Below are 14,499 nucleotides of genomic sequence, written 5' to 3' on the forward strand. Positions count from 1 at the left end.
AAGGCGGGGCTCATGTGAGCGCAGCGACACCGCGCGGATGCGTCCAGTGTCCGAAGCGTCGCGATTCTCTGTCGAAACGTTATGAACCCGGCGGGCGGGCCGTGTCCAAGGACACAACCCGCCCGCTGGATGGATACGACAACTGGCGTATACCTACGTCTACTTGACGATCACCCTACGTCCCGACCGCACCGTGGCGCCACCCGCCCTACTTCAGTCGTGCCATGAGGGCGTGTTCGACGAGGGTGATGAGGGCGCTCTTGGCGTCGGCGCGGTGGCGTGCGTCGGTGGTGATGATGGGGGTGTCGGGTCCGATCTGGAGTGCTTCGCGTACTTCGTCGGGGGTGTAGGGCTGGTGTCCTTCGAAGCCGTTGAGGGCGATGACGAAGGGCAGGCCGCTGTTCTCGAAGTAGTCGACGGCGGGGAAGCAGTCGGCGAGGCGTCGGGTGTCGACGAGGACGATGGCGCCGATGGCGCCGCGTACGAGGTCGTCCCACATGAACCAGAAGCGGTCCTGTCCGGGGGTGCCGAAGAGGTAGAGGATCAGGTCCTGGTCGAGGGTGATGCGGCCGAAGTCCATGGCCACCGTGGTGGTGGTCTTGTCCCCGGTGTGGGTGAGGTCGTCGATTCCGGCGGAGGCGGACGTCATGACGGCCTCGGTACGCAGCGGGTCGATCTCGGACACGGCGCCGACGAACGTGGTCTTGCCCACGCCGAAGCCGCCCGCCACCACGATCTTCGCGCTGGTGGTTGAGCGGGTCGCACCGCCGCTAGAGCTTGCGAAGTCCACTGAGCACCCTTTCGAGCAGTGTCACATCCGGCGTACCGCCGGTCTCTCCGTTTCCTGGCTGGTGGATCGCCACCATGCCGGCCTCCGCCAGGTCGGCGACGAGGATCCGGGCCACCCCGAGCGGCATCGACAGCAGTGCCGAGACCTCGGCCACGGACTTCACCTCACGGCAGAGGTGGCAGATCCGCTGGTGCTCGGGGAGCAGCCCGGCGAGGTGTGCCGGGTCGGCCGTGGTCGACACCAGCGCCTCGATGGCGAGCTGGTAACGGGGCCGGGTCCGGCCGCCGGTCATCGCATAGGGGCGGACCAGCGGCTGATCGCCTTCATACCCGTACGAGGCGTCGTCGAGCGACGCGCCGTAAGGATCGTGAGAGGCGGGGGGCGGGGTCATGGATCCTCCGGTCGGGACAGCAGGTGGTCTGCGTGCCGTCTGACTGGGCCGGTGGGGGGCCGGATGGGGCGGCCGACGGTGTGTCTGGCAAAAGCGGGAGGCGGGTACGGAGGGGCGTACCCGCCTGTTCGATCAGTGGAGCAGGCTTCCCTGGAGCTCCGCGCGGAGATCCGGGGTGAGGACGGTGCCGGCCCGGTCGACCAGCAGCGCCATCTCGTAGCCGACCAGCCCGATGTCGGCGTCGGGGTGGGCGAGTACGGCCAGCGAGGAGCCGTCCGAGATGGACATGATGAAGAGGAAGCCGCGCTCCATCTCCACCACGGTCTGGTTGACCAGGCCGCCTTCGAAGATGCGGGACGCGCCCGCGGTCAGCGAGGTCAGCCCGGACGCGACGGCCGCCAGCTGGTCGGCGCGGTCGCGGGGGAAACCCTCGGACATCGCCAGCAGCAGGCCGTCGGCGGAGACCACCACCGTGTGGGACACCCCGGGGGTGTTGTCCACGAAGTTGGTGATCAACCAGTTCAGATTCTGCGCCGCCTGGCTCATCGCGCTCAAAACTCACGCTCCTGCTGGTGAGTGGGACCGACCTGGAAGCTGCCGGTGTTGCCGGAACCGGCCTGACGTCCCTGCTGGATGCCGCGCCGCAGGTTCGTGAGGCGGCCACGGACGTCGTCGGGTGCCCGGGAGACCTGCGGGCCGGTCTGGAGCGGCTGCTCCTGCGCCGTGCCCGGCACCAGGTTGGCGCGCGGCACCCGGCGGGGCAGACCGGAGGTGGTGACGCCGCCGGCCGCGGGCTTGCGCACCCGCTCGGCCTGGCGCACCAGTTCGTCGTTGGGCGTCGGACGCCAGCCCGCCGCGGCCGGGTCGGCCCCGCGGCCCTGGTCCTGACCGCCCTGGCCCGGACCGCCCTGGCCCGGTGCCGGCACGGCCCGCTGCGGTGCCGCCGGGGCCGGACGGCCCTGCGCCGGGCGCTGGGGCCGGTGCGACTGCTGCGGTACGGCCGGGGTGGGCATCGTCTGGTCGTGCGCCGGGTAGCGCTCGCCGCCCTGACTGCTCTGCTCCTGCGGCTGGTACGGCGCCGGGGCCTGCGGCTGCTGCGGGGCCTGGTCGGGGTACTGCCCCTGCCCGCCCTGCGGTGCCTGCCCCTGATCCTGGCCCTGGCCCTGGAAGGAGCCCTGGTCCGGGAACCGGTCCTGCCGACGGTGGCCCTGGGACCGGCCGGGGCCGCCCGGGTACTGCTGCTGGGCGGGCGCCTGCTGCCACTGACCCGGCTGCTGCCCCTGGCCCTGCTGTCCCTGACGGGCCTGGTCCTGCCGGCCCTGGTCCTGCCGGCCCTGCCGGTCCTGGTCCTGACGGCCCTGCTGGGCGCCGTCGTCGGCACCCTGCCGGCCGTGGTTCCAGTTGGTCTCCAGCGTGTCGTACAGCGGCGTCCGGCCGTCGCCGGAACCACCGGCCGGCGGCAGACTCCCGGCCGGCTGGCGCGGGGCGCCGAAGTCGGGGCGCGGGATCGCGGTGGTGGAGGCGGGGTCGAGCCCGGCCGGTCCGCCCTGCGGACCGGCGAGGTCCGGCCGCGGGCCGTCGAAGTCGGGGCGCGGGAACTCGGCCGTCGAGCCGGGGCCCTGCTGCTCCGCCGACGGACGGGCGTACTGCCCGGTCGTCTCGGCCTCCTCGTGGCCGCGCGGCGCGTCCAGCGGGGTGCGGCCGCCCGGCGCGCCCTGGTCACCCCAGCCGGCACCCTGCGGGCCCTGCGGGCGCGCGGGGCGCTGCGGGCCGCCGGGGAGCTCGGCGCGCGGGCCGTCGGACGCCGACCGCTGCTGCCGGTGCCGGCCCTGGTCGCCGCCCTGCGGGGGCTGCCCACCGGCGGGACCGCCCTGGGCCCCCTGCCACACGTCGGAGCGGGTCGGGATGCCGCCCTGCGCCGCCGGGCCGCCCGGACGCTCGCGCCCGTCGCCCTGGCCACCGAACGCACCGGCGGGACCGCCCTGGCGCCGACCGCCCTGCTCCTCGCCGCGGCCGGGCCGGCCGCCCTGCGGTCCGCCGAGGAGGCCGCCGCCCTGCGGGGCGCCACCCGGGCGTCCGCCCTGGTCGTCGCGGCCGGGGAGCGCGGGGCGCGTACCCGCCTGGGCGCGGGCGCCCAGGCCGGCGGCGAGCCGGTTCTGCGGGGTGCCGCCGGAGCCGCCCGGCAGACCGGGACGCCCGCCGCCGGGCAGACCGCCCGGGGCGCCGGCCGACCGGCCGCCCGCGGCGGAGCCGCCCTGCGGCAGACCGCCCTGGCCGCCCTGGCCGCCCTGCCCGCCGGGCGCGGGCTTGCGCCCGCCCTGCGTGACGTCGACGGGGAGCATGACGAGCGCGGTGGTACCGCCCGAGTCGGACGGGCGCAGCTGGATCCGGATGCCGTGGCGCAGCGACAGGCGGCCGACCACGAACAGGCCCATGCGGCGGGAGACGGAGACGTCCACGGTCGGCGGCGACGCCAGCCGCTCGTTGATCGCCGCGAGGTCCTCGGGGGAGAGGCCGATGCCGGTGTCGTGGATCTCGACCAGCACGCGGCCGTCGGGCAGCGCGTGACCGGTGACGCGCACCTTCGTCTGCGGAGAGGAGAACGACGTGGCGTTCTCCAGCAGCTCGGCGAGGAGGTGCACGAGGTCGTTGACGACGCGGCCGGCGACCTCGGTGCCCGGCACGGAGGCGAGCTCGATGCGCTCGTACTGCTCCACCTCGGAGGCGGCGGCGCGGAGCACGTCGACGAGGGGCACGGGGCGGGTCCACCGGCGGCCCGGCTCCTCGCCGGCGAGGACGAGGAGGTTCTCGCCGTTCCGGCGCATGCGGGTGGCGAGGTGGTCGAGCTTGAAGAGCGAGGACAGCTGGTCCGGGTCGGCCTCGCGGGACTCCAGCTCGGAGATGAGCGAGAGCTGACGCTGGATCAGACCCTGGGAGCGGCGCGAGAGGTTGGTGAACATCGCGTTGACGTTGCCCCGCAGGAGGGCCTGCTCGGCGGCGAGGCGGACCGCCTCGCGGTGCACGTCGTCGAAGGCCGCGGCCACCTTGCCGATCTCGTCGCGCGAGTGGACGCCGACGGACTCCACGGACGTGTCGACGTCCTGCGGGTCGGCCTCGGAGAGCTGCGCGACCAGCTGGGGCAGCCGCTCCTGGGCGACCTTGGTGGCGGTGTTCTGGAGCCGGCGCAGCGACTGGATCATGGAGCGGGCCACCACGAAGGCGCCGACCAGCGAGACGCCGAGGACCAGGATGATCAGGGCGCCGTTGATGATCGCCTCGCGCTGCGCCTCCTGGCGCAGGTCGCGGGCCTTGCTCTCCATCTCGCCCAGCAGCGTGGCCTCGATGGTCTCCATGGCGCGGAGCTTGGTCTCCGCCTCGTCGGTCCAGTCGAGGTACGTGCGCCGCTGGGCGTTGCTCAGGCCGTTCGGCTCGCGCAGCACGCGGCCGGCGTACTGGTCGGCGGCCTGGATCGAGGGGTTGCCGGAGTTCAGCGGGGCGAGCAGCTCGGTGGCGTCGCCGCCGGCCGACTCGTAGATGGAGTGGAACGACTTGAGCGCCGCGTTCTCGTTGACGCGGGCGTCCTCGGCGTACTGGCGGTCGTTCTCGTTCAGCCGGGTCTTGCCGGCCGTCGTCTTCGGCAGCGCGGCGGCGATGACGGCCCGCTGCATGGAGGCGTACTCCTTGGCGGAGGAGAACGCCGCCAGCGCGCGGGTGCGCTTGATCATGTCGGGGTTGCTGGTGGCCTGCGCCATGTCCTGCGACAGGGTCAGCAGCGACTCGATGAGCCGGTTGTACTTGCCGACCGTCGCGGAGTTCATCTCCCCCTGGTAGGCCCCCTTGCGGATGACCCCGAGGCTGATGACCTGGTTGGCGATCTGGGTGACGTTGGCGCGGATGCTCGCGAGCGCCTCGTCCTCCTGCGTGTCGCCGATCTCGTCGGTGGCGTTGAGGAACGCCCGCTGGGCCGAGTCGGTCTTGTCGCGCGGGTTCTTGATCTGGAAGTTGTCGGGCCTCGCGTTGTTCGCGATCGGGCCGGCCGTGAGGTCGCGCTCCTCCTGGAGCGCCTGCGCGAGGTGGTGCGCCTCGCGGGTGAGCTTGGTGAGCAGCTGCATGTGGTCCAGCTGCTCCATGTTCTCCATCGACTCCTGGATGCGGAGTCCGCCCAGCGAGGTCGCGGCGACCACGGGGAGGGCGAGCAGGGAGACCAGTCGCGTGCTGATGCGCCAGTTGCGCAGGGCTATTCGGGAGCCGGTGTCGCCGGGCGTGACCGCCTTCGGCTCCTTCGGCTCCTTGGGTTCCTTCGCCGACCTGCCCGCCTTGGCGGACTTGCCCGACTTGTCGCGCCGTCCGGGCTTCACGCCCTTGCCGCCACCCGCCGCACCCGCGTCGGACCCGGTCGGGGCCGTCCCCGCCGCGCCCGCCGTACGGCCGGCGTGGTCGCCGTCGCCGGCGGCCGCCGGTCCCGGGTTCTGGGTGTGCTGGGGCGAGGAGCCGCGGTCGGTCCCGCCGCGCGGCTCCTGTTCCGCCGCAGCGCTGCCATCCCTCTTGAAACGTCCCTGCACTAGCGTCGCAACCTCTGGACCAGGCGTCCCTCCGCGCGAACGGACGAGACGGTGTCGGCGTCGTGGGAGCGCGAGTGCGCCCCTCGGTGGTCGTCGGTGACCGGCGCGGAATCCCCCCTTCCCCACCGCCGCTCGGCGCTGCCTTTGCGCCCCAGCTCGCCGGTCTCCATGCGGCGGTGCGTGGAATTCCAGCACAGTGCAGGATCTCCAACAAGGGCGGCAGCCGGCCCGACGGGGTGGGTCACGGCATGTGATCACATGCTCACGTCCCGTGGAAAGCGATCAGGGAGGAATCGGACGATTTCGAACGAGTCGCTTACGCGTGGAGGCTGCCCCAGTCGACATGATCAGCGGCGGAATGGCGCATTCGGTCAGGTGATGTCCGTTTTCGTCAGACCGTTCGGGTGCCTGTAATGCCGGAATTGCCCGGTCGCTGGTGAGGAAACTCACATGCCACTCGCGTGCTCTGCGCGGTATTGGCGGGAACGACGATGTTTAGCCTGACGCTTTACAGGGATGGGCCGGCCGTCCAGTGCCCAGCCCCGCCCAGCCGCCCGCCCCGCCGTCCGCCCGAGCCGAGCAACGAGGTCCGAAGACACCGTGAAGACGACCATGACGATCCGCACGACCGCCAACCCCCGCCGCACCACCCTCGCCCACCTCGCCGACGCGGCCGCGCTGGGCCGGGGCGTGGTGCCGGAGCAGTCGGCCGCGCTGCCCGCCGCCACCGCCAACCCCCGGCGCACCGTCCTCATGGACGTCCCCGTCCCCGCCGGGCGCTGAACGGCCGGTGCGCGCGACCCGCTGCGGGGAGCGCGCACCACACCGGACCGGCCGCGCGTCCCCCGGGCGTTAGCCTGGAGCGTCAGACTCCAGCCAGCTCAGTGAGGGGCACAGGCATCCGTGCGCATCGCCAGGTTCTCCATCGACGGCAACGTCGCCTTCGGCGCGGTCGAGGGTGACGCCGCCCCCGGCGCGGAGGGCGACCTCGTCCTCGACGTCATCCGGGGCATCCCGTACACCGACTTCGAGCTGAGCGGCACCAAGATCCCGCTCGCCAAGGTCCGGCTCCTGCCGCCCGTGCTGCCCAACAAGGTCGTGGCCATCGGCCGCAACTACGCGGAGCACGCCGCGGAACTCGGCAACGAGGTCCCGGACGCCCCGGTCGCCTTCTTCAAGCCCACCACCTCGGTGATCGGCTCCGGCGACGCCATCGAGTACCCCTCCTTCTCGGAAGAGCTCCACCACGAGGCCGAGCTCGCCGTCGTCATCGGCCGCATGTGCCGCGAGGTCCCGCGCGAGCGCGTCAAGGACGTCGTCTTCGGTTACACCTGCGCCAACGACGTCACCGCGCGCGACGTCCAGCGGCGCGAGAGCCAGTGGGCCCGCGCCAAGGGCTTCGACACCGCCTGCCCGCTGGGCCCGTGGGTGGAGACCGACCTCGACCCGGGCGACCTCACCATCCAGTGCACGGTCAACGGCGCGCAGCGCCAGCTCGGCCGCACGAGCGACATGCTCCGCTCCGTCGAGGACCTGGTCGTCCACATCTCCGAGGCCATGACGCTGCTCCCCGGCGACGTCATCCTCACCGGCACCCCGGCCGGGGTCGGCCCCCTCAGCGTCGGCGACGAGGTCGCCGTCACCATCGAAGGCATCGGCACTCTCACCAACAAGGTGATCAAGCGTGGCTAACGCGTCCATCCGCGTCCGTTTCTGTCCCTCGCCGACCGGCAACCCCCACGTGGGCCTGGTCCGCACCGCCCTGTTCAACTGGGCCTTCGCCCGGCACCACGGCGGCACCATGGTCTTCCGCATCGAGGACACCGACGCGGCCCGCGACTCGGAGGAGTCGTACCGCCAGCTCCTGGACTCGCTGCGCTGGCTCGGCCTCGACTGGGACGAGGGCCCCGAGGTCGGCGGTCCCCACGCCCCGTACCGGCAGTCGCAGCGCATGGACGTCTACCGCGAGGTCGCGGGCAAGCTCCTCGACGGCGGCCACGCCTACCACTGCTACTGCACCACCGAGGAACTGGACGAGCGCCGCGAGGCCGCCCGCGCTGCCGGCAAGCCCTCGGGCTACGACGGCCACTGCCGCGAGCTCACCGCCGAGCAGGTCGCCGCGTACGAGGCGGAGGGCCGCAGTGCCATCGTCCGCTTCCGCATGCCGGACGAGCCGATCACCTTCCGCGACCTGGTCCGCGGCGAGCTGACCTTCACCCCGGACAACGTCCCGGACTACGGCATCGTCCGCGCCAACGGCGCGCCGCTGTACACCCTGGTCAACCCGGTCGACGACGCGCTGATGGAGATCACGCACGTGCTGCGCGGCGAGGACCTGCTGTCCTCCACCCCGCGCCAGATCGCCCTGTACAAGGCGCTGATCGAGCTCGGCGTCGCCAAGACCGTCCCGGAGTTCGGCCACCTGCCGTACGTGATGGGCGAGGGCAACAAGAAGCTCTCCAAGCGCGACCCCCAGGCGTCCCTCAACATCTACCGCGAGCGCGGCTTCCTCCCCGAGGGCCTGCTCAACTACCTCTCCCTGCTGGGCTGGTCGTTCTCCGCCGACCAGGACGTCTTCACCGTCCCGCAGATGGTCGAGCGGTTCGACATCGCGGACGTCAACGCCAACCCGGCGCGCTTCGACCTCAAGAAGGCCGAGTCGATCAACGCCGACCACATCCGCATGCTGGACGTGAAGACGTTCGCCGCCGCCTGCGAGCCCTGGCTGCGCGCCCCGCACGCCCCCTGGGCGCCGGAGGACTTCGACCAGGCCGCCTGGGAGGCCATCGCGCCGCACGCCCAGACCCGCCTGACGGTCCTCTCCGACATCACGGCCAACGTCGACTTCCTCTTCCTGGCGCAGCCGGTCGAGGACGAGGCGTCCTGGCAGAAGGCGATGAAGGAGGGCTCCGACGCCCTGCTGCGCACGGCCCGCGCCACGCTGGAGGCCGCGGACTGGACCAGCCCCGAGTCGCTGAAGGACGCCGTCCTCGCCGCCGGCGAGCAGCACGGCCTCAAGCTCGGCAAGGCCCAGGCCCCCGTCCGCGTCGCCGTCACCGGCCGCACGGTCGGCCTGCCGCTCTTCGAGTCGCTGGAGATCCTCGGCAAGGAGCGCACCCTCGCCCGCATCGACGCGGCGCTGGCCAGGCTGAGCGCCGCCTAGCCACCACCGGTACGCCCCCCGGGGGCGGCGGCCACCCCGGCCGCCGCCCCCGCGGCGTCCCGCCCCGCGGCGTCCCGCCCCGCGGCGTCCCGGCACCGCGGCGTCCCGACCCCGCGGCGTCCCGGCACCGCAGCGTCCCGGCACCGCCCGACGGCGGCCCCCGGACCGCCGGCCGCCCCACGGCAAGCCCGCCCCCGCCGCCCCCGCGGCGTCCCACGGCGGCCCCCGGACCGGCCCCGCCACCCCACGGCGTCCCACGGCAACCCCGCCCCGGACCACCCCTGCGACCGGACCACCCCCGCGACGTCCCGGCACCGCCGCACGGCGCGCCCCCGGGGGACCGCCTCCGTCGCCCCCGCGAACGCCCCGCGGCGACGCCGGACTCCTCCGGGGCCGCCCCGCGGCCGACTCCCGCCAAGCCCGGCACCGTGGGCGCCCCGCGGCGGTACGGTCGGGGCATGGCCATCCGCGCCGTCCTGTGGGACATCGACGACACGATCTTCGACTACGCCCGCGCCGACCGCGCCGGCATGCGGCGCCACCTGCGCGACGAGGGCCTCGGCACCGCGTACGCCTGCGTCGAGGAGGCCCTCGAACACTGGCGGGAGGCCACCCTCGCCCACTGGCAGCGGTTCTCCGCCGGCGAGGTGACCTGGGAGCAACAGCGGCGCGACCGGGTGCGCGCCTTCCTCGGCGCCCCCCTCGGCGACGACGAGGCGGACGCCTGGTTCGCGCGGTACCTCGCGCACTACGAGGCCGCCTGGGAGCTCTTCCCGGACACCGTCCCCGTCCTCGACCTCCTCGCGGCCGACTACCGCCACGCCGTGCTGTCGAACTCCTCCCTGCTCAACCAGGACCGCAAGCTGCGTGTCCTCGGCGTGCGCGACCGGTTCGAGGCGGTGCTGTGCGCCGCCGACATCGGCGTCTCCAAGCCCGAGGCCGCCGCCTTCCACGCCGCCTGCGACGCCCTGGGCCTGCCGCCGACGGAGGTCGCCTACGTCGGCGACCAGCCCGACATCGACGCCCGGGGCGCCGCCGAGGCCGGGCTCCTGGGTGTCTGGCTGGACCGCTCCGGCTCCGGCGGCCGCCCCGAGCTGACCCGCATCACGGGCCTCGACCAGCTCCCCGCGCTGTTGCGCGGCGATACCCGTTTTGGAGCGCCGCAGACCTTCGGGTAATGTTCTTCCTGCGCCGAGGGAAGCGGGCCGAAAGGCCGGAACCCCGGAGCGTAAGCCGAACAAGATCTCCCTCGGGGGTTGCGTTCCGGTGGCCTATGGTGTAATTGGCAGCACGACTGATTCTGGTTCAGTTAGTCTTGGTTCGAGTCCAGGTAGGCCAGCTCGCAGAGCTCATCTGCAAAGCCCCCGTTGTGTAGCGGCCTAGCACGCTGCCCTCTCAAGGCAGTAGCGCCGGTTCGAATCCGGTCGGGGGTACAGATCCTTCCCGCGGGATCATCAGGGTCGCACCCGATGAATCCGATGCAGGATCGCTAGGGCCCCCGTTGTGTAGCGGCCTAGCACGCCGCCCTCTCAAGGCGGTAGCGCCGGTTCGAATCCGGTCGGGGGTACCAACTGGTCTAGACCACCAGTGGCCTATGGTGTAATTGGCAGCACGACTGATTCTGGTTCAGTTAGTCTTGGTTCGAGTCCAGGTAGGCCAGCGGGATCGCGCAAGTGATCCACGCCCCCGTTGTGTAGCGGCCTAGCACGCCGCCCTCTCAAGGCGGTAGCGCCGGTTCGAATCCGGTCGGGGGTACGAGTCCGAAGGGGCCTTCCATGCGGAAGGCCCCTTCGGCGTGTCCAGCGCACGCGCCCCGCGACCGCGTCCGACCGGCCGGCCGCTCAGGGGCGGCCCCGCTCATCGATGCCGTACCGGCGGGCCGACTCCCACCTCCTGGGCCGGCCTGCGCGGCCCCGACAGCGGGTCGCGTACGGCACCCACCTGGCAGCAGCGCGGCGTACAGCGCCGCCGCCACGGCCGCCTCCCACCCGCTCGCGCCCCTCGGGGAGCCGTCCGGCCGGGTCCGGGTCCGGTACCGCCGACCGCACCATCTGCCGTGCGTACGGCGCCAGTTCCGCCGCCGACAGCGGCACCCAGCCGGTGCAGGGCCGCCGGCGACGCCACCGGCGCCGGTACACGGGGGAGAGGCACCGATCTCCCGCGCCGGGTCCCGGCCCGGCCCCGCGGGCAGTCGCTCGGCCTCTTCGCGCGCCCGCTCCCCGCCGGTTCGTCCGCGGGCGGCTGGGCAGGCCGCGGCAGTCCACGTCGCGGCGCCGAGTCGGATCGTCCGCCCCGGCGACTCGTCGTCCACGTGCCCAGCACCCCGCGGACCGTCGCCACCGGGACCCGGCCGACGGGGGATCGCCGCCCGGACCAGGCGCGGCCGGCGAAGGTGCCCCTCGCCGTGCGCTGCCCGCGTCGCCGTGACGCGCAGGCCCGGCGGCAGCGGCCCCTCGCGCGGGTAGTACTCGATCGACGCCACGGAAACCCCGCCCCGCGTGCTCGGCCGCGGACACGCGGCCGGCCGGCCCCTGCGGCGTCGGAGGGGCCGGCCGGTACGCGGTCGGACGTGAGCGGTATGGACAGGAGGGCTTCCCGAGGGTCAGCCCGAGCGGCGCAGGGCCTCCGAGAGGCGGCCGGCCGCGTCGATGACCGCCTGGGCGTGCATCCGGCCCGGGTGGCGCGTCAGGCGCTCGATCGGGCCGGAGACGGAGACCGCGGCCACCACGCGGTTGGACGGGCCGCGCACGGGCGCGGAGACGGACGCGACGCCCGGCTCCCGCTCGCCGATCGACTGCGCCCAGCCGCGGCGCCGCACGCCCGACAGGGCCGTCGCCGTGAAGCGGGCCCCCTGCAGGCCCCGGTGCAGCCGCTCGGGCTCCTCCCAGGCCATGAGGATCTGCGCCGACGAGCCGGCCTTCATCGTCAGGGTCGAGCCCACCGGGACCGTGTCCCGCAGCCCGGACAGCCGCTCGGCGGCCGCCACGCAGATCCGCATGTCGCCCTGGCGCCGGTAGAGCTGCGCACTCTCCCCGGTCACGTCGCGCAGGTGCGTGAGCACGGGCCCCGCCGTGGCCAGCAGGCGGTCCTCACCGGCCGCGGCGGCGAGCTCGGCTAGCCGCGGGCCCAGGATGAACCTGCCCTGCATGTCCCTCGCCACCATCCGGTGGTGTTCCAGTGCCACGGCCAGCCGGTGGGCCGTGGGTCGTGCGAGCCCGGTCGCCGCGACCAGCCCGGCGAGGGTGGCCGGACCGGACTCCAGAGCGCTCAGAACCAGAGCTGCCTTGTCGAGAACGCCGACGCCGCTAGAGTTGTCCATGCAACGATACTCACGTCTCACTCTGTGAAACGCAAGTTCAATTTTCCCGAGATCTTGCCAACCTGGAGGGGCGGCCCGGGATCCACGGGTCCGCTGCCGGCGTCCAGCGCGTGCGATCACGGGGTGGAACGGGCGTGGGCGCACGTTCTCTAGATCGCCGGCACACCACGCCGGCCGGAGGGAAAGCGATGGGTAGGACACTCGCGGAGAAGGTCTGGGACGACCACGTCGTCCGGCGCGCCGAGGGCGAGCCCGACCTCCTCTTCATCGATCTGCACCTGCTGCACGAGGTGACCAGCCCCCAGGCCTTCGACGGCCTGCGCAAGGGCGGCCGCCCGGTGCGCAGGCTCGACCTGACCATCGCCACCGAGGACCACAACACCCCGACCCTCGACATCGACAAGCCCATCGCCGACCCCGTCTCCCGCGCCCAGCTGGAGACCCTGCGCAGGAACTGCGCGGAGTTCGGCGTCCGCCTGCACCCGCTGGGCGACGTCGAGCAGGGCGTCGTCCACGTCGTGGGCCCCCAGCTGGGACTGACCCAGCCCGGCATGACGGTCGTCTGCGGCGACTCCCACACCTCCACCCACGGCGCCTTCGGCGCGCTGGCCTTCGGCATCGGCACCTCGCAGGTCGAGCACGTGCTGGCCACCCAGACGCTGCCCATGGCCCGCCCCAGGACCATGGCCATCACCGTCGAGGGCGAACTGCCCGAGGGCGTCACCGCCAAGGACCTCATCCTGGCGATCATCGCCCGCATCGGCACCGGCGGCGGCCAGGGGTACGTCCTGGAGTACCGGGGCCCCGCCATCGAGAAACTCTCGATGGAGGCCCGCATGACCATCTGCAACATGTCCATCGAGGCCGGTGCCCGCGCGGGGATGATCGCCCCCGACGAGACCACCTTCGCCTACCTCCGGGGTCGCGCCCACGCCCCCCAGGGCGCCGACTGGGACGAGGCCGTCGCCTACTGGAAGACCCTGCGGACCGACGACGACGCCGTCTTCGACGCCGAGGTCGTCATCGACGCCACCGAGCTGTCCCCCTTCGTCACCTGGGGCACCAACCCCGGCCAGGGCGCTCCGCTTTCGGCGTCCGTCCCCGACCCCGCTTCGTACGAAGACGCTTCGGAGCGGTTCGCCGCGGAGAAGGCGCTGGAGTACATGGGCCTGACCGCCGGGCAGCCCCTGCGTGACATCAAGGTCGACACCGTCTTCGTCGGCTCCTGCACCAACGGCCGCATCGAGGACCTGCGCGCCGCCGCCGCCGTCATCGAGGGCCGCAAGGTCGCCGACGGCGTCCGCATGCTGGTCGTCCCCGGTTCCGCCCGGGTCGGCCTCCAGGCCGTCGACGAGGGCCTGGACCGCGTCTTCAAGGAGGCGGGCGCCGAGTGGCGGCACGCCGGCTGCTCCATGTGCCTGGGCATGAACCCCGACCAACTCGCGCCCGGCGAGCGCTCCGCGTCCACGTCCAACCGCAACTTCGAGGGCCGGCAGGGCAAGGGCGGCCGTACGCACCTGGTGTCCCCGCAGGTCGCCGCCGCCTCGGCGGTCCTGGGCCACCTGGCCTCCCCGGCCGACCTGTCCGACGCCGCAACCCGTACGCCCGCTGGAGTCTGATCAGCCATGGAAGCATTCACCACGCACACCGGCCGGGCCGTCCCGCTGCGCCGCAGCAACGTCGACACCGACCAGATCATCCCGGCGCACTGGCTGAAGAAGGTCACCCGCGACGGCTTCGAGGACGGGCTGTTCGAGGCCTGGCGCAAGGACCCGGAGTTCGTCCTCAACCGCCCCGAGCGTCAGGGCGCGACCGTCCTGGTCGCCGGCCCCGACTTCGGTACCGGCTCCTCGCGCGAGCACGCCGTGTGGGCGCTGCAGAACTACGGCTTCAAGGCCGTCGTCTCCTCCCGCTTCGCCGACATCTTCCGCGGCAACTCGCTGAAGAACGGCCTGCTCACGGTGGTCCTGGACCAGGAGGTCGTGGACCGGCTGTGGGAGCTCACCGAGGCCGACCCGCAGGCCGAGGTCACGGTCGACCTGGTCGCCCGCGAGGTCCGCGCCGAGGGCGTGACCGCCCCCTTCGAGCTCGACGAGAACGCCCGCTGGCGGCTGCTCAACGGCCTCGACGACATCAGCATCACGTTGCAGAACGAGGCGGACATCGCCGCGTACGAGGCGAAGCGTCCGGCGTACAAGCCGCGCACCCTGCAGTCCTGACTCGCCCGGGGCGCCGAGCCCCGCGCGAACCGCCCGGTGCCCCCGGCCGACCACG

11 protein-coding genes and 5 tRNA genes are annotated in these 14,499 nt (G+C 73.1%); 11 read left to right on the forward strand and 5 right to left on the reverse strand.

Annotated elements, in window-relative coordinates; genetic code table 11:
* Positions 1-208: 208 nt before the first annotated feature.
* The 4 genes from NRO40_RS21435 to NRO40_RS21450 form a co-directional block, all read right to left on the reverse strand.
* Complete coding sequence (locus NRO40_RS21435) at positions 209-790, reverse strand: GTP-binding protein (protein ID WP_058942283.1); 582 nt, start codon at positions 788-790, stop codon at positions 209-211.
* A complete protein-coding gene (locus tag NRO40_RS21440; protein WP_058942284.1) occupies positions 771-1,181 on the reverse strand; it encodes a DUF742 domain-containing protein in 411 nt (136 codons plus the stop codon). Before NRO40_RS21440 ends, NRO40_RS21435 begins: the two co-directional genes overlap by 20 nt.
* A 132-nt stretch (positions 1,182-1,313) precedes the next feature.
* Entirely contained in the window at positions 1,314-1,727 is a 414-nt protein-coding gene (locus NRO40_RS21445; RefSeq protein WP_058942285.1) for a roadblock/LC7 domain-containing protein, read from the reverse strand.
* Positions 1,728-1,732: 5 nt separating this feature from the next.
* Complete coding sequence (locus tag NRO40_RS21450; protein WP_058942286.1) at positions 1,733-5,743, reverse strand: nitrate- and nitrite sensing domain-containing protein; 4,011 nt, start codon at positions 5,741-5,743, stop codon at positions 1,733-1,735.
* Between the two features lie 600 nt (positions 5,744-6,343).
* Here NRO40_RS21450 and NRO40_RS21455 point away from each other — a divergent pair.
* From NRO40_RS21455 to NRO40_RS21495, 9 genes are all read left to right on the forward strand, one after another.
* Positions 6,344-6,526, forward strand: coding sequence for a hypothetical protein (locus NRO40_RS21455; protein ID WP_058942287.1), 183 nt, complete (start codon positions 6,344-6,346; stop codon positions 6,524-6,526).
* Positions 6,527-6,646: 120 nt separating this feature from the next.
* The gene (locus NRO40_RS21460) at positions 6,647-7,435 is read left to right on the forward strand and encodes a fumarylacetoacetate hydrolase family protein (protein WP_058942288.1); all 789 of its coding nucleotides are present in this window, start codon (positions 6,647-6,649) and stop codon (positions 7,433-7,435) included.
* Positions 7,428-8,906, forward strand: coding sequence for a glutamate--tRNA ligase (gltX, locus tag NRO40_RS21465; RefSeq protein WP_079047067.1), 1,479 nt, complete (start codon positions 7,428-7,430; stop codon positions 8,904-8,906). The genes NRO40_RS21460 and gltX overlap by 8 nt, the downstream gene beginning before the upstream one ends.
* Positions 8,907-9,364: 458 nt before the next feature.
* The gene (locus tag NRO40_RS21470; protein ID WP_058942290.1) at positions 9,365-10,084 is read left to right on the forward strand and encodes an HAD family hydrolase; all 720 of its coding nucleotides are present in this window, start codon (positions 9,365-9,367) and stop codon (positions 10,082-10,084) included.
* 89 nt (positions 10,085-10,173) lie between these two features.
* Positions 10,174-10,245 (forward strand) — tRNA-Gln (locus NRO40_RS21475).
* Positions 10,246-10,266: 21 nt separating this feature from the next.
* A tRNA-Glu gene (locus tag NRO40_RS21480) sits at positions 10,267-10,339 on the forward strand.
* 61 nt (positions 10,340-10,400) lie between these two features.
* A tRNA-Glu gene (locus tag NRO40_RS21485) sits at positions 10,401-10,476 on the forward strand.
* Between the two features lie 18 nt (positions 10,477-10,494).
* Positions 10,495-10,566, forward strand: a tRNA-Gln gene (locus tag NRO40_RS21490).
* Positions 10,567-10,588: 22 nt separating this feature from the next.
* A tRNA-Glu gene (locus tag NRO40_RS21495) sits at positions 10,589-10,661 on the forward strand.
* An 847-nt stretch (positions 10,662-11,508) separates the two neighbouring features.
* Here the strand turns inward: NRO40_RS21495 and ndgR are convergent.
* A complete protein-coding gene (gene ndgR, locus NRO40_RS21500) occupies positions 11,509-12,225 on the reverse strand; it encodes an IclR family transcriptional regulator NdgR (protein ID WP_058942291.1) in 717 nt (238 codons plus the stop codon).
* A gap of 188 nt (positions 12,226-12,413) precedes the next feature.
* Between ndgR and leuC the strand changes: the two genes are divergently transcribed.
* Together leuC and leuD are read left to right on the forward strand one after the other, a co-directional pair.
* Complete coding sequence (gene leuC / locus NRO40_RS21505) at positions 12,414-13,844, forward strand: 3-isopropylmalate dehydratase large subunit (RefSeq protein WP_058942292.1); 1,431 nt, start codon at positions 12,414-12,416, stop codon at positions 13,842-13,844.
* 6 nt (positions 13,845-13,850) lie between these two features.
* Positions 13,851-14,444, forward strand: coding sequence for a 3-isopropylmalate dehydratase small subunit (gene leuD, locus NRO40_RS21510; protein ID WP_058942293.1), 594 nt, complete (start codon positions 13,851-13,853; stop codon positions 14,442-14,444).
* Positions 14,445-14,499 lie beyond the last annotated feature (55 nt).

Origin of the sequence: Streptomyces changanensis (genome assembly GCF_024600715.1) — a bacterium.
GTDB lineage: Bacteria > Actinomycetota > Actinomycetes > Streptomycetales > Streptomycetaceae > Streptomyces > Streptomyces changanensis.

Coding starts and splice junctions, on each gene's coding strand:
- NRO40_RS21440 (WP_058942284.1), bottom strand. CDS start 1,181: ATGACCCCGCCCCCCGCCTCTCACGATCCTTACGGCGCGTCGCTCGAC.
- NRO40_RS21445 (WP_058942285.1), bottom strand. CDS start 1,727: ATGAGCCAGGCGGCGCAGAATCTGAACTGGTTGATCACCAACTTCGTG.
- NRO40_RS21470 (WP_058942290.1), top strand. CDS start 9,365: ATGGCCATCCGCGCCGTCCTGTGGGACATCGACGACACGATCTTCGAC.
- ndgR (WP_058942291.1), bottom strand. CDS start 12,225: ATGGACAACTCTAGCGGCGTCGGCGTTCTCGACAAGGCAGCTCTGGTT.
- leuC (WP_058942292.1), top strand. CDS start 12,414: ATGGGTAGGACACTCGCGGAGAAGGTCTGGGACGACCACGTCGTCCGG.
- leuD (WP_058942293.1), top strand. CDS start 13,851: ATGGAAGCATTCACCACGCACACCGGCCGGGCCGTCCCGCTGCGCCGC.